Origin of the sequence: Micromonospora sp. NPDC005707 (assembly GCF_040631005.1) — a bacterium.
Taxonomy (GTDB): domain Bacteria; phylum Actinomycetota; class Actinomycetes; order Mycobacteriales; family Micromonosporaceae; genus Micromonospora.
The window spans coordinates 249,560-273,306 of the sequence record NZ_JBEXYR010000007.1 but is presented as its reverse complement, the minus strand read 5'-3'; the positions used below and the strand labels follow the sequence as shown (position 1 = coordinate 273,306).

18 protein-coding genes are annotated in these 23,747 nt (G+C 70.3%); 14 read left to right on the top strand and 4 right to left on the bottom strand.

From position 1 onward, the window contains the following. Positions 1 to 83 precede the first annotated feature (83 nt). The 6 genes from ABZ452_RS16435 to ABZ452_RS16410 are packed head-to-tail and all read left to right on the top strand — an operon-like array spanning position 84 to position 3,080. Complete coding sequence (locus ABZ452_RS16435) at positions 84 to 704, top strand: hypothetical protein (RefSeq protein WP_357943332.1); 621 nt, start codon at positions 84 to 86, stop codon at positions 702 to 704. Positions 705 to 759: 55 nt separating this feature from the next. Further along, the gene (locus tag ABZ452_RS16430; RefSeq protein ID WP_357943702.1) at positions 760 to 1,170 is read left to right on the top strand and encodes a YbaB/EbfC family nucleoid-associated protein; all 411 of its coding nucleotides are present in this window, start codon (positions 760 to 762) and stop codon (positions 1,168 to 1,170) included. Beyond that, positions 1,167 to 1,475: a type VII secretion target gene (locus ABZ452_RS16425; protein WP_357943330.1), complete on the top strand. Its 309-nt coding sequence runs from the start codon at positions 1,167 to 1,169 to the stop codon at positions 1,473 to 1,475. Before ABZ452_RS16430 ends, ABZ452_RS16425 begins: the two co-directional genes overlap by 4 nt. Then, complete coding sequence (locus ABZ452_RS16420) at positions 1,472 to 2,059, top strand: hypothetical protein (protein WP_357943328.1); 588 nt, start codon at positions 1,472 to 1,474, stop codon at positions 2,057 to 2,059. The genes ABZ452_RS16425 and ABZ452_RS16420 overlap by 4 nt, the downstream gene beginning before the upstream one ends. Continuing rightward, positions 2,008 to 2,706 (top strand): hypothetical protein, encoded by a 699-nt coding sequence (locus ABZ452_RS16415; RefSeq protein ID WP_357943326.1) that lies wholly within the window; start codon positions 2,008 to 2,010, stop codon positions 2,704 to 2,706. The genes ABZ452_RS16420 and ABZ452_RS16415 overlap by 52 nt, the downstream gene beginning before the upstream one ends. A gap of 44 nt (positions 2,707 to 2,750) precedes the next feature. Continuing rightward, on the top strand, positions 2,751 to 3,080 hold the full coding sequence (locus tag ABZ452_RS16410; RefSeq protein WP_148425373.1) for a hypothetical protein: 330 nt from the start codon (positions 2,751 to 2,753) through the stop codon (positions 3,078 to 3,080). A gap of 340 nt (positions 3,081 to 3,420) precedes the next feature. Here ABZ452_RS16410 and ABZ452_RS16405 read toward each other — a convergent pair whose 3' ends face one another. Continuing rightward, positions 3,421 to 4,788 carry a helix-turn-helix transcriptional regulator gene (locus ABZ452_RS16405; RefSeq protein WP_357943324.1) on the bottom strand — a complete coding sequence of 456 codons (1,368 nt, stop codon included), beginning with the start codon at positions 4,786 to 4,788 and terminating at the stop codon, positions 3,421 to 3,423. Between the two features lie 153 nt (positions 4,789 to 4,941). Here ABZ452_RS16405 and ABZ452_RS16400 point away from each other — a divergent pair, with 153 nt between their 5' ends. Continuing rightward, complete coding sequence (locus tag ABZ452_RS16400) at positions 4,942 to 5,145, top strand: hypothetical protein (protein ID WP_355328332.1); 204 nt, start codon at positions 4,942 to 4,944, stop codon at positions 5,143 to 5,145. A 20-nt stretch (positions 5,146 to 5,165) separates the two neighbouring features. Here the strand turns inward: ABZ452_RS16400 and ABZ452_RS16395 are convergent, their stop codons facing one another. Genes ABZ452_RS16395 through ABZ452_RS16385 form a run of 3 tightly spaced genes read right to left on the bottom strand, consistent with a single transcriptional unit; the run spans position 5,166 to position 8,383 of the window. Then, complete coding sequence (locus ABZ452_RS16395) at positions 5,166 to 6,395, bottom strand: hypothetical protein (protein ID WP_357943321.1); 1,230 nt, start codon at positions 6,393 to 6,395, stop codon at positions 5,166 to 5,168. A gap of 2 nt (positions 6,396 to 6,397) precedes the next feature. Next, entirely contained in the window at positions 6,398 to 7,855 is a 1,458-nt protein-coding gene (locus tag ABZ452_RS16390) for a hypothetical protein (protein WP_357943319.1), read from the bottom strand. A 54-nt stretch (positions 7,856 to 7,909) separates the two neighbouring features. After that, positions 7,910 to 8,383 carry a DUF262 domain-containing protein gene (locus ABZ452_RS16385; RefSeq protein ID WP_357943317.1) on the bottom strand — a complete coding sequence of 158 codons (474 nt, stop codon included), beginning with the start codon at positions 8,381 to 8,383 and terminating at the stop codon, positions 7,910 to 7,912. 295 nt (positions 8,384 to 8,678) lie between these two features. On the opposite strand from ABZ452_RS16385, the gene ABZ452_RS16380 reads away from it, so the two are divergent. From ABZ452_RS16380 to ABZ452_RS16350, 7 genes are all read left to right on the top strand, one after another. Beyond that, positions 8,679 to 12,371, top strand: coding sequence for a DUF499 domain-containing protein (locus tag ABZ452_RS16380; RefSeq protein ID WP_357943315.1), 3,693 nt, complete (start codon positions 8,679 to 8,681; stop codon positions 12,369 to 12,371). Next, entirely contained in the window at positions 12,368 to 15,103 is a 2,736-nt protein-coding gene (pglZ, locus tag ABZ452_RS16375; protein WP_357943313.1) for a BREX-2 system phosphatase PglZ, read from the top strand. The genes ABZ452_RS16380 and pglZ overlap by 4 nt, the downstream gene beginning before the upstream one ends. Continuing rightward, positions 15,100 to 16,413: a BREX system ATP-binding protein BrxD gene (gene brxD / locus ABZ452_RS16370; RefSeq protein WP_357943311.1), complete on the top strand. Its 1,314-nt coding sequence runs from the start codon at positions 15,100 to 15,102 to the stop codon at positions 16,411 to 16,413. Before pglZ ends, brxD begins: the two co-directional genes overlap by 4 nt. Then, positions 16,414 to 18,519 carry a DEAD/DEAH box helicase gene (locus ABZ452_RS16365; protein ID WP_357943309.1) on the top strand — a complete coding sequence of 702 codons (2,106 nt, stop codon included), beginning with the start codon at positions 16,414 to 16,416 and terminating at the stop codon, positions 18,517 to 18,519. A 157-nt stretch (positions 18,520 to 18,676) separates the two neighbouring features. After that, complete coding sequence (locus tag ABZ452_RS16360; RefSeq protein WP_357943307.1) at positions 18,677 to 21,616, top strand: M36 family metallopeptidase; 2,940 nt, start codon at positions 18,677 to 18,679, stop codon at positions 21,614 to 21,616. 215 nt (positions 21,617 to 21,831) lie between these two features. Then, positions 21,832 to 23,088: a cellulose binding domain-containing protein gene (locus ABZ452_RS16355; protein WP_357943305.1), complete on the top strand. Its 1,257-nt coding sequence runs from the start codon at positions 21,832 to 21,834 to the stop codon at positions 23,086 to 23,088. Positions 23,089 to 23,255: 167 nt separating this feature from the next. Further along, positions 23,256 to 23,708, top strand: coding sequence for a ribonuclease domain-containing protein (locus ABZ452_RS16350; RefSeq protein ID WP_357943303.1), 453 nt, complete (start codon positions 23,256 to 23,258; stop codon positions 23,706 to 23,708). The last annotated feature ends 39 nt before the right edge of the window (positions 23,709 to 23,747 follow it).

Genomic DNA, 23,747 nt, shown 5'->3' with positions numbered 1-23,747 from the left:
CCGAAACCTGACAATCCTCGGGATGGTCCGGCGTCGATGCTTTCGGTAGGTTGGTTACTCCATGACGTATGAGGGGATGCGACGTGGACAAGCCCGGCAGGGTGTTCTGCGTAGAGGGCCAGTGGGACGACGACCTGACCGAACGCGGGTCGGTGCTACCAACGTTGGAGCTCCTGGAGCGATTGAACCGCATCCGCTTCATCCATCGGGATGTGGCAACGCCAGGTGAGCTGCGCTACTACCTCGATCAGTGGCTGTCCAAGAAGTACGCGACGTACAACGTCGGCATCTTCGCAATAGACGGAGGGCCCGGCAACTTGTGCCTGTCACGGAGCCAGGAGCTCGATCTGAACGAGCTGATCACCTGGATGCAGGATCGATGCAACGGTAAGCAGCTCTACTTCGACTGCGGCACGATTCTCCGCATCTCCGACGCCGTCCTTGTCGACATCCTGGAGCGGACCGGAGCGACGATGGTGTGTGGTTTCACCAAGACCATCAGCTGGGTGGAGTCAGCCGCGTTCGACACGGTTCTCGTCGACCGGCTCGCCAACGCTCGCAAGGCCAACAGCGTCGAACAGTTGGTGCGGGCGACCCGCTGGGCGCCGCTGGCGCAGCACCTGGGCTTCCGCATGGTCTATCGCAATGGCCACGGCCCGCACATCCCCGCGATGAGGCGACCGGAGTCCGTCGTGCCGGCGTAGCTCAATGAGCTGACGTACCCGAACGGGCTCGTTGCGGGGGAGGGAGAGAGCAGTGATGGACGCGGACGCGGCCGAGGACTGGGTTAGTTCCTGGGCTGCCTCGGTGAGCGAACGCGCCGCCCAGACTCAGGAGTTGTCGCGGAGGGTGGCTGACCTGACCGCCTCCGCCGCGGGCGCCAACGGCGCGGTCAGGGTAACGGTGGCCGCCTCCGGGGTCGTCACCGAGATGAGGTTGGATGAGCGGGTTCGGAACTGGCCCGCCGCGCGGATCTCGGCAGAGATCATGGCGACGATGCGCCGGGCGCAGGCTCGGCTCGCCGGCGCAGTGGCCGACGTGGCGGCGCAGACCGTAGGCGTTGACTCCGAGACCGGGCGGGCGGTGGTGGCCAGCTATGCCAGCCGGTTTCCGGAGCCGCCCGAGGAGTCGGATGATGATCCTTCACCACGCCGACGTGGTCTGTGGTGACCGCCGGCTTCGAGGTCGACACCAGCTCGCTGCGGGTCCACGCGTCCGCGGTCGACGAGATCGCCGACGCCGTCGACGAGTGCCGGCGCGCCGCGGTGTCGATCGAGTTGGGGCGTGATGCGTACGGCCGGCTGTGTCAGCTGATCCCGAGCCTGCTTCATCCGTTGCAGGATGCTACAGCCGACAGCCTCGGCGAGACGGTTCGCGCGTTCCAGCGGGCGGCTGACGGACTGCGTACGGTGTCCGACCGGTACGAGCGGGGCGACGATCATGCGGCAGGCCTGTTCGGTGGTGCGAAGCGGTGAGTGAGGCATCCCCGCTGATCGCCGCTCGCCAGGACAGCACGACGGCCTTCAGCGGGATCTATATCGCTGAAGACATCGACGCACTGATGGCCGGCTACACCTCCGGCGGCTGGATCGATGTGGCGATCGGCGGATTCGCGACCTCGATGGACGCCCTCGCCGTCGTCACCGACCCACTCGGGCAGCTGGTGGCGTGGGGCGTGGGCTGGCTGATCGAGCACGTGGAGCCCCTGTCCGACGCCCTGGACGAACTGGCCGGCGACCCTGATCAGATCACCGCCTACGCGCAGACGTGGCGGAACGTCGCCAAGGCCGCGGCCGGTGCGGGTACCGACCTCCAGGGCAGGGTCGGCCGACAGGTGGCGGACTGGAGCGGGGCTGCCGCCGAGGCCTACCGGCAAACCCACAGCCGGCACGTGGCTGCCCTGGCCGCGCTCAGCAGGGCTGCCAACGCCATGGCGGAAGTCACCACCGGCGCGGGACTGCTCGTCGCAATGGTGCGGGGCCTGGTTCGTGACCTCATCGCGGAATCGTGTCGGTGCTGGCGGTGCGCCTGTGGGAGTGGCTCGCCGAAGAGGGACTGACGTTGGGACTGGCTACCCCGTGGGTGGTCACGCAGGTAACCGCCCTCGCCGGTAAGTGGGCGGCCAGGATCACCCGCCTGCTGCACGCACTGATCGAGAGCCTGCGGCGACTGACCCCCATCCTGCGTCGCCTCCGACAGCTCATCGCGGACCTCAAAGCCCTTGTGCGGGGCTCGGCACCCGGGAGCGCGGCGCCGTCAACTGCCGTGGACCGCGCCAACCACCTGCTTCACGCCGATGCCGATCCGCTTCGCAAGTGGGGCCCGGCCCGACAGACTCACCCCGCGGAGTGGGAGGCGGCCATCGAGGAGGCGCGGGACCTCGGGGTCGAGGTCACCTTCCGCTCGGATGCTCTGGCCTACGGTCCGGCACCCGGACCGGGTAGCCCGGGCCACCTCATCATCGATCCGGACGCCTCCTACGGCGCGCTGCTGCACGAGATGCAGCATCTGCACGACGACCACGCTGCGGGATGGGCCGGTATGAGAGGCTGGTTCGAGGACCCGGCCGTACGGTACGAAAACGAGGTCCGCGCCTATCAGCGGGAGATCGACTACGCTAGATCGATCGGCGACCAGGAGTCCGTCGATCGCCTGAACCAGGCGATCCGCGAAGAGTATTCGAGAATTTTCGGAGTCGATCCATGAGCGCGCCGCGTCCGCCCCAGCTTCCGGTCCCTCCGGTACGGCAGATGAGCAACGAGGAGTTGGCGAACCTGGCCGCGCAGGGAGGTCCGTACCGGGGCAAGGCCGTCTTCGAACTGGTCGATCGCGCCCGGGCGGACGACGAGGCCGCGACCAGGCTGGACCAGCTGAGCCGACTCCCGGCTTTGCGCGAAGACCGCGCCTTCCACCTGGTCTCTCTGGCCTGGGCGGCGATCATCGGATTGCTCGCTGCGGAGACGCCGCACGCACGGAAACTGGCCTACGCCGCGTTCGCGGCACTCGATCCCGCGGACCGGACAGACTTCCTGTCGTACGTGCGGGCGGAGCGGATCGAGGAAGCGCATCCCCGCATCTGAGGAGCCTTCCGTCAGTATGACCTCCGCGGCTCGGGGACGAAGCGGACCACTCCGCGGGCGAGGTCGGGGTGTGCGGTGTACCCCGCATCTCCCCACGATTGGCTGTGCGGGTGCGACCGGTCACCGTTGGCCCACCACGCCGGGTGGTGGTAGGCGGAGGGCGGCAGCCCTCAGGGTACCAGATCGGCAAGGTCATCGAGCCGGTACGTCACCTCCCCGCTCCGCCGGCGGAGGTGGTCGCGCAATGCGTCGTACTTCGACATCTAGTCCTCCGGCAGTTAATGAAGACCGCAAGCCGGGTGCCCGGCTCCGGTTCCGGCCTGGGACCCGCCGTGATGTTCTAGGTGGGCGTGCCGATGCGGGCGGCGAAGCTGCGCAGCCCGGGTAGTGTCTGGCGGCGGTCCGCGTCCAGCAGGGCAACGCTGAGTTGCTGTGCCCACGGCCGGTACCGGACCTCCTGCGGCGCGATGCGCTCGGCCGCCTGCAGTGCTCGGAAGGACTCCGCGTACGCGCCCCGGCCGTGCAGGGCGAGCGCGTAGTCCTCCCAGTAGCGGGCGCGTCGCTCGACGTTGCCCAACTGATCAGGTCGCAGTGCGCGTGCGTACTGCACCGCCGCGCCGAAGTCGCCCAGTACGCGAGCGACGCTGACGCGGTAGAGCGCCACGTCGACACTGGCGAACCCGTCACCGGCGCCGCTCCGGCGCCCTGCCTCGGCCGCTTCGTCGAGGAGTTCCCAGGCGGTGTCCCGGCGATCCCCGACCGCCGCCGTGTACGCGGCCGTCGCCAGCAACCGTCCATACGTCGCGACCTGCCCGGCTGAACTCAGGCCGGTCGTCTCGTCGAGTTCCTGTGCCGCGCCGATCAGCGTCTGCTGTGCGCGCTCCCCATGGCGGGTGCGCCGCAGCACGATCGCCGATACACGGGCCGTCTCTGCGGACAGTAGTGGATCGTTCGCGTCACGGGCCGTCTGGGCGGCGCGGTCCATCGCCGACCACGCCATCGCGTCCTCGTGCAGTTTTATCAGCACCTGAACGGTCAGGTGGTATGTCTGCGTCAGTGTGGTCGCTGCCGTCGCACGTTGGCTGTCGGCCGCTCCCGCGTGGCCCGCCGTCGCCGCCGCAACCAATTGCGGCAGCCGGGCCGACAGTCTCGCGTACCGACATGCACGAAAATCGGACCAGGCGCTGGCGAGTGTGGTGCGCAGTCGGGCTGGGTCGACCGTGCCGGCCGGCGTTGGGCAGCCGCCGAGGAGGATGTCTTCGAGGCTGGTGATAACGCGAGGTGGCGTGGCCAGGGCTGGCGAACGTCCGGCGAGCGTTGAGCCGACCAGGCTGGCCAGCCCGCCGATGACCTCGCGCCGTCGCACCGGATCTACTCCACCTTCCCGCCGTGATGCTTCACCGCGCACCCTATCGAGTGGCGGGCCGCTTTGGTGGAACGCTGGGCCGTCAATGTCGGCGAGGCCGAAGAGTTCCGGTGGGATGTCAAATGCCGCAGCCAGTCGTCGGAGCACAGTGACATCCGATAGCCGCTGCCTACCCCGTTCGATTCGGGACAACGTCGCCGCTGAGTAGCCGCATCGCTGACCGGCCTCGCAGAGCGTCAGCCGCGCTGCGGTGCGAGCGACACGCAGGAGCGTGCCGAAATCGCCAACGGCAGCAGCCTGCCTGGCCTCCGGCAATTCAGACCACCGGCGTTCAACGCCCATGGCAGCCTCCCCCGCCGACCCTCGTCGTCGAGTGTTCGCCGTGAATCTCGTGTCACGCAAACTTCTTTCATCCGGCGCACCGGTACGAGCCGTGGAGGGCCTTGGCTTGCTGTCCTGAACTCAGAACGTGAGGCTCGGGACTCGGGAGGTGTCATGGGTGGGACGGATAAGGGTGGCGGACTCCGACGAACGGAAGCCGTCGTCAATCGCACACTTGGCGTCGGCGCGGTCGCCGTGGTGGCGCTGGTGGTGATCGCGCTGGTCGGCGGGGAAGCGGCGGCGACCGCGGCTGTCGCCGCTGTCGGCGCAATCGTTGCCGGACTCGTCAGACTGACGACGCGCTACCTCTCCCGATGAGATGGATGACGATCTGAGCGTCACTGACCGGTGGCCTTGGACGTGCCGCCAGTTCCGAGTACGACGAGAATGGCCGCGGCCACCTGCTCGATCCAGTCGATCGTCTTCGTGGCACTCGAGGCGTCGATGGGGCGCTTCTTGGTGGGGTCGTCCGGGTCCTCGTCGTACTCGTGTGCGATCTTGTGGCGACGGTGCGCGATCTGTTGCAGCTGCTGCTGCACCTCCGCGCCCGTGAAGGAGACCCCGTCGCCGCTCTGCTCTGTGAGCACCTTGGCAACGCTGTTCCAGAATCCGTTGACGTCATGCACCAGGGAGAAGCCGTCACGGATCTTCTCCGGGCTTTGGTACACCAGGTGGCCGCGGTCGCGGAGCTGCTGATCCACCGCATCCACGAGGGTTACCGCTCCCAGCTGCACCTGCTCTACCAGGCCGAGCGACATCTGGAAGGACGAGAAGGCCTTGGGCTTCTTCGTCCCCGGCTCCGCCGCCAACTTGAGCATGCGGGCGCGGATTTCCTGTCGAACCCAGTGATCAAGGGCCGCGACGCTCTGCACCCAAGCTGCGCGGAAGACGTCTGAGATCTCGAAGGCACCCACTTGAAGCAGGGCCAGGTGCTGGCCAGCGGTGGCGAGGCTGCGCGCGTAGTTCAGGTTGCGTTGCAGGTTGGCGAACGGTTCGAATGCCTCATTCAAGGTCGCCGGCGCAACCGGTTCGGCCTCGACGACGGGGGCCTGGGGCGTCTGCCGTGGGTCGCCGGCGAGGCGGGCCAGCCGGGCGACGGTCTCGGTCTGGTTGATGCGGTAGACAGTGGTTAGCGGAGGCAGGGAGAGCAGCTCCCGCTCCACAGAAGCCCGCGGAACATCCGTGCGCGCCCAACTTACCGACCGCACGTGACAAATGCGGGAAGGCAAGTCGGTCCGGTACTGGTAGGGACCGGTGATCCGCCCGACAGCCACGTCGGGGCTGTTGCGTCGAAGGAGCAGCACGATGTCGCCTGGGCACATCCGGCTGCGGAAGGCGAGTAGCTGAATGGCGTAGCTTTCGGCCGACTTCCGCTCGACTTCGGTGTACGCCCTTTGGACGCGCTGCCTGAGTTCGGCGAGCGTCGTCGCACTGGTGAGATCGCCGGTTGCGGACCACCCGACGGCGACCAGCTCCTTGTTCAGGGCGAGGTCCTCGTACGTGTCGTCGCGGCCTGCCCGGACGATCCAGGCCTGTGTCACCGGTTGCTCCTTGCTGTCGGCCGACATGGTCAGTCCGTGCTGGTGATGGGAAACTTGATCCGGTCGCCGACCCAGGGTGTCGGGTTGAGCGATGGCGCGGCGGACAGCGGTCTCGCGCTGACCCTCTCCCGGTCGAACACCGCGCGCCACTCCTCGGGAGTGCCGGTCACCAGGAATGGGCCGATCGGGACGTTCAATGAGTCCTCGATCATCTCGACCGGAACCGACTCGCCCGCGATCATCACGTCACTGTCGATGCCGGCTATGCGAGCCGATTCAACTGCCGCCTCCAGCTCCGCGATGTTGGCCGAACCGACCCAGGAGAATCCCTCGCCACCAGCGGTGAAGACCATCCGACCGCCGTCCGACCTACTTCCATATAGGGCCAGATCGAGTGAACGCCCGGCATTCGGGTCAGCCGGCCCCTTCGGCTCTTTGTCGAGAAACGCGGGCCGGAAGCGCTCGAGGAGCTCGTTCATGGCCTCGACCAGGAGCTGCCGCCGTGCGGCGAGGAATCCGGGGTAGCCGTCAGGGCTCCGCAGCGATACATCCAGAGGTACGTAGTGATCCTTCAGCTCCTGCTCGTCGAGCATGGGGAAGTACTCCGCCGGGCTCTTTCCGTTGATCCGCTTGTTCGCCTTCGCCGACGCGAAGACGAGGTTGGCGAGATCGTTGATGGTGCCCTTGTCGAAGCGGTCATCGAGGGTGGCGGGGGGATGGATGTGTTGGTATTCCAGCTTCTGCGCCTCGTTGTGCCCGGGCAGGATGTCCGTCCGGTAGCACCAGTCGCGGGCGCCGTTGGCCAGCGCCACCAGGAGGCTCAGGAAGAAGTAAGGGCTCTCCTTCGTGCGCCCCCGGAGGGCGCGCTCGGTCACCTCGGCGCGGGTGTTGTCGATATTGAGGCTCTCCAGGAGCGCGCGGATGGGGTCCGGCTGGCGGGCCGCCCGAATGTCCTGACTGAGCTTCGTGTCGGTCGACGTGCTGTAGCGGGTCTGGATCGTGGCGAGCAGAAGCCAGTAGATGACCCCGTCAGCCGTGGGCTTGTCGATCGGCTCCTCACCCTGTTCGCCGAGCAGCACGACCAGCGGGATGAGCACGATCATCGAGGGCAGAGGGTCGGAACGGGTCAGCTTGAGGTTCGCCTCAAGCAACGGGATCAGGCGCCGCAGTCCAAGCTTGACGACGTCCCAGCCTCGCTCCAGCTCGGTGTCCTTCGTCTGCTTGAGCCGACTGGGTGACCACACCGACAGGCCTCGGCCGAGGACCACTCCGGCAAGCGCCCGGGACAGGAAGTTGACGTCGATGTCACCGTAGCCGCGCTGAACCCAATGGTCGGCCTCCTGTTGCAGCTTCGCGAGCACGCCTGTCCATCGAGTGGAGAGAGTTGCCATCGCGAGGTCCAAAGTTCCCAGCCGGCGACCGCCGCTATTGACCCGCACGAAGATCTCAGCTACCTCGTCGTAGGGGAAGCCTTTGAGGACCTCCATGATGAAGCGGCGGTCACGGAGGCGTTTGATCTGGCTGAGCCGCTCTTCAATCTCCTACTCCTCCAGGGCTGACCCCGCTTCGAGGAGCTGCTTGGTCAGCCGGATCATGCTGGCTTTCGGATCCAGCACGGTGGCCACTTTGATCCACTTCGGATCGCGTTGGGTGGCGGCACTCTGGTTCTGAAACCTCTGGTTCTCGACGTGGAATACGACCTGGGCGTCCGGGTGGTTGTTGAAGACGCGGTGCAGGGACGTCAGACGTTGCTGCCCGTCGAGGAGGAACAGCGGCGGACGGAGCGGCTTTACCTCAGGGCCGCCAACGGACATGTCCCGCGTCTCCGGAACCTCGTCGGTCTGCCAGAAGAGCAATGAACCGAAGGGGTAGCCACGGTAGATCGAGTCCATCAGCTTGGCGACCTGTGTCGGCTTCCAGACATACTCACGTTGGATCTCGGGCAACATGATCTCCGCGCTCGAAATCTGGTCGATCAGCTCCCCGATCGAGCGGTCGATCCTCTCTACGTGCATCAGCCAACCTTCTTCGTCGTCTTCCGACGTCCGGGAACGTGAGCCAGTCCGGGCATGATGAACCCATCAGACCCCGCTGCTTGTCCTGCTGACGAGACACGTTCGGCGAAAACAGGACTCCTGTTGTCCTACCGCGCCGGGATTGACCTGTCCACCCCGTGATCGGGCGATCCACCCATCGCAGCCGCTGACTGACCGGCACTTCCGGTTCCGGCCGGCCAACCGTCCTATGGACCGGCCGGCGTCGGCCCTGCCTGTTCCCTGTGTCAAGGATCTGGTCGGTACGGTAAGCGGCATGTCACAGCCCAGCCCTGCGCCGCTGCTCCGGGAGTTCATCGACATCCCTGAGCGCACGAGCGTGAGCGACTTCGTGCTCAAGCTCTCCGACAGTGTCGCCGACGCCGACGCCACCCTCCGCGACTATGTCGTCACGGATCGGTTGCTGGCGAACTTCGACGAGGCGCTCGGGCTGATCCGCTCCGCGGTCGAGGCGCACGCCTCCAAGGCCGCGTACCTGCACGGCTCGTTCGGTTCCGGTAAGTCGCACTTCATGGCCGTGCTGCACGCGCTGCTGCGCGGCGAGCCGGCGGCCCGCGGCCGGGACGAGCTGGCGCCGCTGGTGGCCAAGCACAGCGTCTGGCTGGACGGCCGGAAGTTCCTGCTCATCCCGTACCACCTGCTCGACGCCCGCTCCCTGGAGCAGCGGGTGCTCGGCGGCTACGTCGACCGGGTGCGGGCACTGCACCCGGAGGCGCCGATCCCGGCGGTGCACCGCACCGACGCGCTGCTGGAGCAGGCCGCCTCCCTTCGGGAGAAAATCGGCGACGCGCAGTTCATCGCCGGGCTGCCCGGCGGCGATGTCGAGGACGAGTGGGGCGACAACGAGGCGTTCTGGACGCCCGAGCGCTTGAACGAGGCGTTCGCTGGCGCGCACAACGACGAGCTGCGTCGGAAGCTGGTCAACGACCTGCTGACCAGCTGGAACGTCGGCTTCTTCAGCAACGCCCGCGAGGATGCCGAGGCCTTCATCTCGCTCGACCGGGGCCTCACCGAGATCAGCCGCCACGCCAAGGAACTCGGCTACCACGGCCTGATCCTCTTCCTCGACGAGCTGATCCTGTGGCTGGCCAACTCCATCGGTGACCAGCAGTTCGTCTCCCGTGAGATCCAGAAGATCACCAACTTCGTCGAGGGCGGCGACACCCGCCGGCCCATTCCCGTGATCAGCTTCATCGCCCGCCAGCGGGACCTGCGGGAACTGGTCGGCGAGGAGGTCGTCGGCGCCAACGAGCTGAGCTACCAGGACACCCTCAACCTGGCCAGCGGCCGGTTCGACGTGATCAAGCTGGAGGACCGGAACCTCCCCGAGATCGCCCGCCGGCGCCTGCTCAAGCCCGTCACGACCGAGGCCGGCCAGGCGATCTCGCGCGCCTTCGAGAGCACCACCAAGGTACGCCGGGAGGTCTTCGACACCCTGCTCGGCAGCGACTCCGGCAGCGGCGCCGACATCGACGCGTTCCGGTCGACGTACCCGTTCAGTCCGGCCTTCATCTCGACCCTGGTGCACGTCTCCAGCGCCCTGCAGCGGTCCCGCACCGCGCTCAAGCTCATGCGGCAGCTCCTGGTCGATCGCCGGGAGACGCTCCGCCTGGGCCAGCTCGTCCCGCTCGGCGACCTCTACGACGTGATCAGCAGCGGCGGCGACCAGCCCTTCACCGAGAAGCTCAAGGCCGAGTTCGAGATGGCCCAGAAGCTGTACGACCTGAAGCTGCGCCCCCACCTGCTGGGCCAGCACGGGCTCGCCGAGGAGGACCTCGACGCCGCCCGCCGCGGCGACCAGCTCAGCCCCGAGGCGGCCGGTCGCGTCCGCGCCTTCACCGGTGACGACCGGCTGATCAAGACGCTGCTGCTGGCCGCCCTGGCGCCCAGCGTCCCGGCCCTGCGCAACCTCACCGGCCGGCGTCTATCCGCGCTCAACCACGGCAGCATCACCAGTCCGATCCCGGGTGGTGAGGTTGCCCAGGTCAACCGGAAGCTCGCCGACTGGGCCGGCCAGTTCCCCGAGATCCGCATCGGGGAAGGTGACGATCCGGTGGTGTCGCTGGAGCTGGTCGGCGTCGATGTCGACAGCGTCCTTGCTACCGCCAAGCACTACGACAACGAGGGCGCCCGCAAGCACATCGTCCAGCGGCTGCTCTGGAAGCAGCTCGGCGTGCCGTGGAGCGACTCGTTCTTCGCCGAGGCGGGGCTGACCTGGCGGGGCAGCCGGCGCGTCATCGAGCTGGTCTACGGCAACGTCCGCGACCCCAACGACATCCGCGACGAGGCGTTCCACCCGAACGACCCGTCCGGCTGGCGCATGATCGTCGACTACCCGTTCGACGACGGCAGCCACGGGCCGGCCGATGACCGTCAGCGGGTGCAGGACCTGCTCAGCAGGAGCAACGCCCGGACCGTCTGCTGGATCCCGGCCGCGCTGACCGTCGAGCGCCGCAACGAGCTGGGCAAGCTCGTCATCATCGACAAGCTGCTCGAGGGCCAGCGCTTCGACAGCCACGCCGAGCACCTCAACCCCGACGACCGGCGGCGCGCACACGCCGCGCTCACCAACCAGCGCAGCGCGCTGCTGGCCAAGATGCAGGGCGTGCTCCGCCAGGCGTACGGGCTGGCCGCCAAGCAGCCGACCGACGTGCAGCTCGGCTTCGACGACCACCTCCACTCGCTGACCCGGGCGCTGGAGCCGAAGCTCCCGATGGGAGCGACGTTCGACGACGCGCTGCGCAGCATCGGCGACCAGATGCTCACCCAGCAGTATCCGGCCCACCCGGACTTCGACCCCGACCGCAAGGGCGAGCCGGTGCGGCTCCCGGAGGTCAAGACCGTCTTCGGGTACGTCCAGCGGGCGGTCGAGTCGCCGGAGGGGCGGGTCGAGGTCGAACGGGCGCACCGGCAGACCATGCGGCGGATCGCCAATCCGCTGAAGCTCGGCACCATGCACGAGGCGGCGTTCGTCATCGAGGGGGAGTGGGTCCAGCACTTCCAGCACAAGGCCGCCAGCGAGGGCATCGCCGGCGAGCTGCGGGTGGCCGACCTGCTGCGCTGGATCGACGAGCCGAAACCGCGCGGGCTGGACCCGATCGTCGCGCAGCTTGTGGTGGCGACCTTCGCCGAGCAGACCGACCGGGCGTTCTACCTGCACGGCAGCCAGGTGATGCCGGCGCCCGAGATCGGCAAATTGACGATGGATCACGCCCTCCGCGAGGAGAGCCTGCCTAGCGAGGAGGACTGGGAGCAGGCCCGGACGCGGGCCGCCGCGATCTTTGGCTTCCAGCCGCTCGCCCTGCGGCGTGGTCGGTTGGTCGCGCTCTTCGGCCGTGACCTGGTCACCCAGGCAAACCGGCACCGAGAGGCCGCTCACACGCTGGCGAGCCGCCTTGAGCAGCACAGCAGCCGGCTCGAGCTGGACCGCGAATCCGGGCGACTCGCCACCGCCTACGCAGCGGCCGATCTGCTCGACGCGCTCGTAAATGCACGTTCGGCGAAGGAGGCTGTCGAGCGGCTCGCACGGGCGGAGCTGGCGGGGCCGGCAGACAGGGCTGGTAAGAGCATTACCAGCGCTGCCCAGGTTGCGGCGGCCTTCGCCGGCACGTCGTGGGACAACTTCGAGATCATCGGCGGTCTGCCCGAGCCTCACACGGTCCGCGCCTCCGCGATTCTTGCCGAGCTGCGTCGCGTTGCCCAAGCCGACGAGCTGACGGCACCGTTGTCTCCGGCTCTCCGGCGAGCGCAGTCCGACGCGGTCGAGTTGATCCGTGAGGCCACCAGGATTGTTCTTCCGCCTCCCCCACCCCCGCCGCCACTGCCTCCTACGGCGGAGAAGGAACTCATCGTTCGCGGGCAGTCGACGGAAGTGCTTACCAAGCTGGAGCGGTACATCACCGACCACCCCGACGCCATTATCGAGGTGACCTGGAGAATCGTGCCGTGACTCAGGCACCCGCGCTCGCTCAGGCGCTGCGGATCAGCCCCGCCGCCCTGGCCCAGAAGGTGGCGCAGCAGCTCGACCGGCACCGCAACGGGGACCCGTACCCCGTCATGGTGGTCCGTGCGGAGCCGGCCTGGCCGCACGAACCGGTGCTGCCGCTGCCCGGCGGCCGCCAGGCCCGCGTCGTGCCGTGCGTCTCGCCGCTCGCCATCTGGGAGCACCTCGTCGCCGACCGCGGCGACGAGGTGCTGGTGCTGCTCACCGACATCCCAGGGACCGGCCTCGGCTCCGGGGTGCGCAGCCGCATCTTCCTGCAGCGGGTGATCACCGTCGAGCCGTGGGACCTGGTCGTGGACGCGTTCGGCGCCCAGGTACCCGATACGGCTCTGGAGAGCGAGCGGTGGGCAGGCCCTGCCCTGCTCGACGCGATGCCGTCGGGCGGATGGCCCAGGCTCACCACCAAGGTGCTGACCCGGGACATCGCCCTCCGGCACCTGGCCGCCGTGCGGCTCGGCCTGGACCGGCGGGGGAACGACCCCGACGACCTCGACGTGGCGACCCTGCTGCGATGGAGCGTCGAGCCTGGGGCGGTGGAGGCGTTCGGCCTGCTCCGGCAGGAGGAGCGCGACGGTTTGGCGCGCTGGCTGGTCGAGCAGTTCGGCCGCCCGGCCCGGGCGCTGTTCGCCCTCGTCGCTGCCGGCCGGGGCGCCGACGCGTTGCCGCTGGGTCTGGTCTGCGATGCGCTCTGGACCACCGACACGCCCGACGCTGTGCGGGCCCAGGGACGCGTCGACCAGTACTTCGGCAACCTCGACGACGATGGCGCGGTACGTGGGCTCGCCGACGCGGCCGTGCAGGTGGTCGGCGCGATGCTGGCCGACCGCGATGCGGACGTCCGACGGCAGGGGCATGCCGTCCTGGACCGGGCCGAGCAGCTGGTCATCCTGTTCAACGCCGCCGGCAGCGCCGCTCACAGCCCCATCCTGCGTACGGGCTTCACCCAGCGCGTCGGCGACGCCGCACGGGCCCTCCTCGCCGGCCTGACGGATCCGGCCGACCCGACCCTGGACGTCGCGGTCGACTGTCTGGCCGGGCACCGGTTGGCCGAGGCGGAGGCGGAGCGGCTCCGGCGGGTCCGGATGGCCCAGCGGCTCGTCCGGTGGCTGGGGACCACGGTCGAGCCGCCTGCCAGCGTCGCCGACGGGATGCAGCGGCAGATCGCCGAGTGGGGCTGGGTCGACCTGGCGCTGAACCACGTCTGGGCCGGTGAGGACGTCCACCCTGAGCTGCAGCGCGCCTTCAGTGCGGTCCATGAGCGGGCGCAGCAGCGGCGTCGGGACCTCGACGGTGCCTTCGCGAATCGGCTCGCGGCCTGGGCCACGGCCGGGCCGGGCAACGACGGTGATCTCCTGACGGTCGAGAACCTGCTTCCCCGGGTCATCGATCCGCTGGTCCGCGCTGACCGGCCGGTGCTGCTGGTCGTGCTCGACGGGATGAGCGCGGCCGTCGGAGTCGAACTGGCCGACGAGTTGTCCCAGCACTGGGTCGAGTACGACCCGCTGGCTAGCGGGGGCGCCAGCCACCGCCGGGGCATCGTGGCTGCTCTGCCGACCCTGACGGCCGTGTCGCGGACCTCGCTGTTCGCGGGTGCCCTGCGGCTCGGCACCCAGGCCACCGAGCGGCAGATGTTCGACAAGGGGCGGTGGGGCGACGACGCCCGGATCTTCCACAAAGGCCCGGCTCGGGGCGGTGCTGGCGAGGTGCTCGCCGGTGACCTCAGCGAGGCGCTTGCCAGCGCGGCGCGCCTGGTCGCCGTGGTGATCAACACGGTGGATGACGCGCTGGCCCACGGCCGGGAGGGCGACGAGGCCGGCTGGCAGCTCGGCAACCTCGGCTTCCTGCGGAGCCTGCTGGACCTCGCCCGATCCTCCGGCCGGGCCGTCGTCATCACCAGCGACCACGGCCACGTGCTCGAACGTGGCGGCGAGTACGTCAAAGCCGCCGACGCCGCTTCGGCCCGGCACCGCACCGGCCCCGGCCCCGCCGGCCCCGGCGAGGTCGAACTGAGCGGTCCGCGGGTGGTGGCCGAGGGGAACCGGATCATCGCGCTGTGGGACCCGCTCCGGCGCTACCGTCCCACCAAGGCCGGCTATCACGGCGGGGCCTCGTTGGCCGAAGTGACCATCCCCCTGCTGGCCTACTTGCTGCCCAACGTGGCCGACGTTCCCCAGGGCTGGGCCCCGGTGGAGGGACGCCGACCCGAGTGGTGGCAGGCAAGCGAACCTGTCGCCAAGTCCGCGCCTGCTCCGGTCCCCGCCGTGAAACCTCGGCGCAAGGCGCCGGTGGTCGCGGGAGAGGCGGCGTTGTTCGACATGCCGGAAATGGCGCCGGCTCCCGCGGCACCGGAGGCCGGCGGCGGCGATCTCGTTGGCGTGCTGCTCGCAACCGAGCTCTTCAAGGCGCAGCACAGCCTGACCCCCCGCAAGGTCGACCGCGGGAAGATTGAGGCGGCAATGCGGGCGCTCATCGAGGCGAAGGGTGTGCTGTCGGCCGCCGTGCTGGCTCAGCGGGCCGGGGAGTTGCCCGCCCGCGCGGCCGGCTTCGTCATCACCCTGCAGCGGATCTTCAACGTCGACAACTACCCGGTGCTGTCGCTGATCGACGACGGACGCACCGTCCGGCTCGACGTCGCGTTGCTGCGGACCCAGTTCGGGCTGCCGGAAGGGGTGGCGTGAACGGCGTCAGTCCGGCCCGGCGGCGCGAGGTCATCGACGCGTTGCGGCGGGGTGCCGTGCCGTCGGCCGGCCTGGACCTCTTCGCCGTCGGCCTGGACCGGTTCGTCGGTGCGGTGGGTGAGGACCTGGAAACGGTCGCCGCCGGCGGCTCGGTGTTCAAGGCGATCCGTGGCGAGTACGGATCCGGCAAGACATTCTTCACCCGCTGGATCGCCGAGCGGGCCAAGCGCGCCAACCTCGCCACCGCCGAGGTGCAGATCTCCGAGAACGAGACGCCCCTGCACAAGCTCGAGACCGTCTACCGGCGGCTGACCGAGCGCCTGACCACCGCCACGTTCCCGCCGAGCGCGCTGCGGCCGGTCGTCGACGGCTGGTTCTACGCCCTCGAGGAAGACGTCCTCGCGGCGGGGGAGGTGCCACCCGACGACGCGGAGGCGCTGGACCGGGCGGTGGGGGTGCTGCTCGACCAGCGGTTGGCCGCGGTGAGCCGCAGCGCGCCCGCCTTCGCCGCCGCGCTGCGTGGCTACCGCACCGCGAGCCTCGGGGGTGATCCGGCGACGGCCGACGCCGTGCTCGCCTGGCTCGGCGGCCAGCCGCACGTCGCCGCGTCGGCACGCCGGGTCGCCGGCGTACGGGGGAATCTCGACCACTTCGCGGCGCTCAGCTTCCTGCAGGGGCTGCTCGCGGTGCTACGCGACAGCGGTCACCCCGGACTGCTGCTGGTACTCGACGAGGTGGAGACGCTGCAGCGGGTCCGCTCCGACGCCCGGGACAAGGCGCTCAACGCGCTGCGTCAGCTCATCGACGAGGTGCACTCCGGCCGATTCCCCGGCCTCTACCTCGTCATCACCGGCACCCCGGCCTTCTACGAGGGGCCGCAGGGCGTGCAACGGCTCGCCCCGCTCGCCCAACGGCTCGCGGTCGACTTCACCACGGACCCGCGCTTCGACAACCCGAGGGCGGTGCAGATCCGGCTGTCCGGATTCACCGTCGACTCGCTGGTCGAGCTGGGTGGCCGGGTACGCGACCTGTACGCCGACGGGTCCGCGGCGCCCGAGCGGGTGAGCGGCCTGGTGGACGACGCATACCTGGGGGAGCTGGCGCGGGCGGTCGCCGGAGGGCTGGGTGGCAAGGTCGGCGTGGCGCCTCGGCTCTTCCTCAAGAAGCTGGTGGGAGACGTGCTCGACCGGGTCGACCAGTTCGCCGACTTCGACCCGCGAAAGCACTACGCGCTGACCCTGTCGGCCACTGAGATGACCGATGTGGAGCGCAACGTGACCAGCGCCGACGAGATCGCCCTGGACGTCTAGGTGTCCGCCGAGCTGCTGCACCCGGTCGTCCTGCACCACGTGGTGAACTCGCTGCAGTGGCCGGGGCTCCGGCCCCTGCAGGAGGCGGCGGTGCGACCGCTCCTCGACGGCGAGGACGCCCTGCTCCTCGCCCCCACCGCGGGCGGCAAGACGGAAGCGGCGGTGTTCCCGCTGCTGTCGCGGATGGCGCAGGAGAACTGGTCCGGCACCTCGGTGCTCTACGTCTGCCCGCTCAAGGCCCTGTTGAACAACCTCCTGCCCCGGCTGGAGGCCTACACCGGGTGGTTGGGGCGGCGGGCCGCACTCTGGCACGGCGACGTGACGATGGGCGGGCGGCGGAAGATCCTCCGCGAGCGGCCGGACGTCCTGCTGACCACCCCCGAGTCGCTGGAGTCGATGCTGGTCAGCACCACCGTCGACCACGACGAGTTCTTCCGCGGCCTGCGGGCCGTAGTGGTGGACGAGGTGCACGCCTTCGCCGGCGACGACCGGGGCTGGCACCTCCTGGCCGTACTGGAACGGCTCAGCCGGATCACCGGCCAGCCGGTCCAGCGAGTGGGACTCTCGGCGACCGTCGGCAATCCGGATACGCTGCTGAGCTGGTTGCAGGGATCCGGCCGCGGCCGACGGCAGGCGCGCGTCGTGGCGCCGGCCCTCGCTGGATCGGACCCTCGACCGGCGGGCGAGGTCGAGTTGGATTACGTCGGCTCGGTGCACAACGCCGCAAAGGTGATCGCCGCCCTGCACCGAGGCGAGAAGCGGCTGGTGTTCTGCGAGTCCCGGGCACTGGTAGAGGAGCTCGGCCAGCGGCTGCGGGCTCTCGACGTCACCACGTTCCTGTCGCACGCCTCGCTCTCCGTTGACGAGCGGCGCCGCGCGGAGGAGGCGTTCGCGCAGGAACGTGACTGCGTCATCGTCGCCACCAGCACCCTCGAGCTGGGCATCGACGTCGGAGACCTCGACCGGGTGATCCAGGTCGACGCACCACGCAGCGTCGCCGCCTTCCTGCAGCGGATCGGCCGGACCGGCCGTCGCCCCGGCAGCGCCCGGAACTGCCTGTTCCTCGCACTCGACGGCGACGGACTCCTGCAGGCGGCCGGTCTGCTCCATCTCTGGGGTCAGGGATGGGTCGAGGAGGTCGTGCCACCGCCCGAGCCACGGCACATCGTCGCCCAGCAGGTGCTGGCGCTGTCGCTGCAGCAGCACCGGTTCGGAGACCAGCTCTGGCGGCACGAGTGGAACGACCTGCCGCCCTTCGACAAGACCGCCGACGTCATCGTGCGTCACCTCGTCGACCAGGGGTACCTCGACTCGGATTCCGGCATGCTCTTCATCGGCCCAGAGGCGGAAGCCCGATTCGGCCGACGGCACTTCATGGACATGCTGGCGGTGTTCACCGCACCACCGCAGTTCACCGTGCTGTCGGGGCGTACCGAGATCGGTCGTACCGATCCGGCGCTGCTCACCGCGAAGGTGCAGGGGCCGCGGCTGCTGTTGCTCGCGGGCCGGAGCTGGCGAGTCACCTACATCGACTGGAAGCGCCACCGGTGCTTCGTCGAGCCGGCCGAGGGCGGCGGCAAGGCGCTCTGGATGACGGGCGGGGTGCCGCAGGGGCGGTCGTACCGGATGGTCCGCGCGATGCGGGACGTGCTGCTGGGCGCCGATCCGCCGGTCGCGCTGACCGGCCGTGCCGCCAACCGGCTGGGCGGTCTGCGCGAGGACTTCGCCGCGCTGGTGCATCCCGGCGGAACGCTGGTGGTCCGCGATCGTGAGGGCGAGGCGCGGTGGTGGACCTGGGCCGGCTTCCGCGCGAACGCCACGCTGATGTCCACCCTGGGTGAGCTGGCCGACCCGACCCAGCGGTACGACGACGCCTCGATCCGGTTGCGCCCCGACGTGGACCGGGAGATGGTGCGCGAGGCGGTGACGGACGCTGTCGGACGGGTCTGCCTGCCGGACGTCAACGACAAGGCCCTGGACGGCCTCAAATTCAGCAGCGCTCTGCCGCATCGGCTCGCCGTCGCGACCCTGGCCTCCCGACTGGCCGACCTTCCTGCGGCTGAGGCGGTGCTCGGCGAGCCGGTGCGCACGGCCTATCTGGCGTAGCCCGTGCCCGACGGCAACACGCCCGGACGCGGGTGCGACAGCCAGCGACATCCCGGATCGCTCTATTGCTATTTGTGGATGTTCGGACGGTGTCGACCGTCCTGATGACCTGGTCGGATGGCAGGACGGACATCGCCGTTCGACGACAGGAGGGACCGTGCGCACACCATCGCGTGCGACGACGGGGGCCACCGCGCTGCTACTCGCGGCCGGAATGGTCCTGACCGCAGGAGCTGGCGGCCAGGCGGCACCCCGCGACGAGACCCCGACCCAGGCGCAGCCCGGCAACCTGCCAGGCGACCGCCACGACGCCAAGACGAAGGACAACCGGAAGGGACGGACCGCGCCGACCGACCGCCAGCGGGACCGGGCCGCGGTGCTCGGCGCGCGGGTCCGCTGGACCGACTTCGGCACCCCCGCCACCCTGACTCCGACCGATCGGCCGCTCGCCGCCGGGCTGCCCACCGACCCGGCCGCCGCCGCGCGGGCCTACGTGGCCGCGAACCGGGACGTGCTGGGGCTGACCGAAGAGGGCGCCGCCGCGCTGGAGCAGTTGACGGTGGCGCCGATGGGGGACGGCGCCACCGTGCTGTTCCGGCAGCGCTTCGGCGACCTGCCCGCCGCGGTCGACGGCATGCTGGCCGTCGGCGTCCGCGACGGGAAGGTCTGGCACGTCAGCTCGTCCCTGGCCCGCGACGGCGGGACGCCCGCCCCGGCCACGATCAGCGCCGACCAGGCGCGCGAGGCCGCGGCGGCCGACGCCGGGCTGACCGGGCCGACCGGGCCGACCGTCCTGCGTACCTCGCTGGTCGCGGTGCCGACCGCGGACCGGGGACCGCGGGCCGCGTACGAGGTGGTCCTCGGCGCGGACGTCACGGGCGCGGACCCGGCGGCCTTCGCCACCTACGTGGACGCCCGCGACGGCAGCGTGCTGGTCCGCGAGGACCTGGTCGACCACGACGTGGACAACCCGTCGTGGGAGGCCTTCCCGAACTCGCCGTCGGTGGACAAGTCCTCCACGGACACCCGGGTGCGTTGGTGCGCCGGAGCGGCGGCAGGCTGCGACGAGGTGGTCGGTGTCCCCGGGCATCCCGCGTGGGACGTGGACCCGGCCATCGGAACGTCCACCACCACGACGAACGGCAACAACGCGATCGCCGTGCAGAACTGGTTCAGCAACGACCCGTTCAGCGTGGGCACCGAGACGGCCACCCCGCGTCCGGACCGGAACTACGCGTACCCGTGGACCAACCAGTGGTACGAGCAGAAGTGCAGCCCGGACACCTTCACCTCGCCGCAGGCCAACGACATCGACGCGGCGCGGGCGAACCTGTTCGCGATGCACAACCGGATGCACGACTGGTCGTACCACCTGGGCTTCACCGAGGCGACCTGGAACATGCAGCGGGACAACCTCGGCCGCGGCGGGCTGGCCGGCGACCCGGAGCAGGGCAACGCGCAGGCCGGCGGCGTCAGCGGCGGTCCGCCGGCCTTCGCCGCCCGCAACAACGCCAACCAGATCACCCCGCCGGACGGCATCGCCCCGACCACCAACATGTACCTGTGGCAGCCGAGCGCCGGCTCGTTCTACGCGCCCTGCGTCGACGGCGACTTCGACATGTCGGTCATCGCCCACGAGTACGGCCATGCCATCAGCGGCCGGATGATCGCCGGCCCGAACGCCGGGGTCAGCTCCCCGCAGGGGATGAGCGAGAGCTGGTCGGACCAGCTCGCCATGGAATACCTCTACGAGCACGGGTACGCGGCGCCGGGCCGGCGCGGTTTCACCATCGGCGAGTACACCACCGGCGACCCGCGCGCCGGCATCCGCAACTACAACATGAGCGAGAGCCCGCTCAACTACAGCGCGATCGACTACGACTTCGTCGGCCTCCAGGTGCACGCCTCCGGTGAGGTCTGGAGCGCGACGAACGCCGACATCCGGGCGGCCATGATGCGCCGCTACGGCGCCGGGAACGCGGCCCTGCAGAAGTCCTGCGCCGACGGGGCGACACCGGTCACCGCGTGCCCGGGCAACCGGCGGTGGGTCCAACTCGTCTTCGACTCGTTCCTGCTGATGGCGGTCAGCCAGGTGAGCATGGTCGACGCCCGGGACGCGATGCTCGCCGCCGACCGGATCCGCTTCGGCGGGGCCAACCAGGACCTGCTCTGGAACGCCTTCGCCGCCCGGGGTCTCGGCGAGGCGGCGGCCAGCGTGGGCAACGCCGACACCGACCCGACGCCCTCCTTCACGTCCCCGTACGCCAGGGAGGGAACCCTGCGCTTCACGCCGGAGGGTGACGACGAGGTCGTGCCGGGGGCGCAGCTCTTCGTCGGGCGGTACCAGGCCCGGGCCGTGCCGGTCGCGGACACCGATGCGGCCACCCCGCTGACCGACCGGGTGAGCCTGGTCCCCGGGACGTACGAGTTCGTCGTCCGGGCGCCGGGCTACGGGCACCGCCGGATCGGTCCGGTCACGGTCAAGGCCGGGCAGGTCCGCGACCTGGAGGTGAAGCTGCGTCGCAACCTGGCCTCCACCAGCGCCGGTGCGGTGGTCAGCGGCGACGGGATCAACCTCGCGAAGATCGCCGACGACGACGAGGCCACCAACTGGGCCTCGCTCGGGGCGCCGGTCGCCGGGCGGCAGGTCACCGTCGACCTGGCCGGTGGCGCCCAGCAGGTCCGCCGGGTGCAGGTCAGCGCCATGCCGCGCCCGCCGGTCGCCGGTGACCCGGACGCCGGCACGCAGAGCCGGTTCTCCGCGGCGCGGCAGTTCCGGGTGCTCGCGTGCGAGGCGAAGAAGGCGGTGACCTGCGCCGACGCCGCGGACTTCCGGGTGGTCTACACGAGCCCGGCGGACGCCTTCCCCTCGGTGGCCCCCCGGCCCCGGGCACCGGAGCTGATCATGCGGTCGTTCGACATCCCGCGCACCAAGGCGACCCACCTGCGGGTCGAGGTGCTGACCAACCAGTGCACCGGCGCGCCGGACTACGCCGGTGAGCAGGACGCCGACCCGCGCGCGGCGACCGACTGCGCCACGGCCAGCCCGCAGGCGCAGAACGTGCGGATCGCCGAGTTCCAGGCGTTCGCCCAGTAGGTGAGGTGGGTGCGGGCGGGCGGCCCCCGCCCGCACCCCTTGCCACGCATCGTCAGGCATCACTACATTGACCGGCGGGCGCCGCCGTACGGCGGCTGAACGTCCCGCCCGAGCCGGGCAGATCCGGTACGCGCCGTCACGCGCGCCGGCACGCGAGGTCCCCGCAGCTCCCGCACCGCCGGTCGACTGGCCGGCGGTCCGCCGAGAGGACCCCGATGAGGATCTCCCACGCCCGCCTCGCCCCGGTCGTGGCGGCCGTCACCACCCTGGCCGCCGCCGTCGTCGCCCCGCTGCTGGCCGGCCCGGCCGCCGCCGCGCAGGGCTGCCAGGTCGACTACCGCCCCAACCTGTGGCCCGGCGGGTTCACCGCCACCGTCCGCGTCGCCCCCGGCGACACCGCCGTGAACGGCTGGACGGTCAGCTGGACGTACCCCGGCGATCAGCGGATCACCGGCGCCTGGAACGCCGTGGTCAGCCAGTCCGGCGCCACCGTGACCGCCCGCAACGCCACCTGGAACGGCAGCGTGCCGGCCGGGGGCGCCACCGAGTTCGGCGTCCAGGGCACGGTCGGTGCGGCCGCGCCGGCCCCCACCGGCTTCGCGCTCAACGGCCTGCCCTGCAACGGCACGCCATCCTCGCCGTCCGGTACGCCAACGCTTTCGCCGAGCCCGACGCTCTCGCCGAGTCCGACGCTCTCGCCGAGTCCAACGGTCTCGCCGAGCCCGACGGTCTCGCCGAGTCCGACATCGACCAGCTCGCCGAGCCCGACCGGGCCGCCGCCGGCCGGCTGCGCCGGCGCGGTGCTCTGCGACGGGTTCGAGAACCAGACCGGGTCCACACCTTCGGGCGACTGGACGGTGGTGCACCCGGACTGCGCCGGCACCGGCGCCGCCGCCGTGGACACCGCAACCGCGCACGGCGGGGGCCGGTCCGTCCGGATCGACGGCGGGGGCGGCTACTGCAACCACGTGTTCGTCCGGGCCAACCGCGATCTGTCCGCGGTGGGGACGGTCCGCTACGGCCGGCTCTGGGTACGCCACACCACCGCGCTCCCCGCCGACCACGTCACCGTCCTGGCCATGACCGACGCCGCCGACGGCAACCGTGACCTGCGCATGGGCGGGCAGAACGGCTCGCTGCAGTGGAACCGGGCCTCCGACGACGCGACGCTGCCCGAGCAGAGCCCGGCCGGGGTGGCCCTCAGCGTGCCGCTGCCCACCGGTCGCTGGTCCTGCGTGGAGTTCATGGTGGACGGGAGTGCCGGGCTGTTGCGCACCTGGCTCGACGGCGTGGCGGTCACCGGGCTGACCGCCGACGGCGTGCCGACCCACGACGTCGACGGGCAGTGGTACGGCCGTACGTGGCGCCCGCGGCTCACCGACCTGAAACTCGGCTGGGAGAGCTACGGCGGCGCGGCCGACACCCTCTGGTTCGACGACGTGGCGCTGGGCGCCAGCCGGATCGGCTGCTGACCGGCCCGGGCCGGGCGGCCCCGTGGGCCGCCCGGCCGTCGTCGATCATCCAGCGTTCACCCGGCATTCGCGGCACGGGCCTGTACGTCGGGGAGGATCACCGCCAGACTGGGCGCGACCGGACAACGACATCGGTCGATATAGTTGCCCAGTTCAGGGAGGATCCCTTGACCACGCTCGCGACCCCGCTCCGCTCCACCGGCGCCCGCGTACGCCGGGCTCTCGGCGCGTGCGCCCTGCTCACCGCCATGGTCGCCGCCGCGCTCGTCGGCCCGCCGGCGGCGTCCACCCGGCTCGCCGAGCCGGCGCAGGCAGCCGTCTACAGCTCCTGCACGATGACCCGCTGCGCGGACGCCCGCACCGCGCGCTCGGGCTGGTCCGCCCGGAGCTTCCCGACCAGCCGCGGCTGGTACTCCTGGAGCGGCGGCCAGTGCAACTTCGCCGGCGGCCGGTTCTACAACTACGAGGGGCAGCTTCCCACGAACGCGACCTACTACGAGTACGACGTCTACCCGCGCGCCTGCGGTGCCGCCCGGGACGCGTACCGGATCGTGGTCAACAAGAGCACCGGGGTGACCTGGTTCTCGCCCGACCACTACGCCAACTTCTACCGGCTCTGAACGGCGTCGGGGCGGGTCGGGCCGAGGTCCGACCCGCGC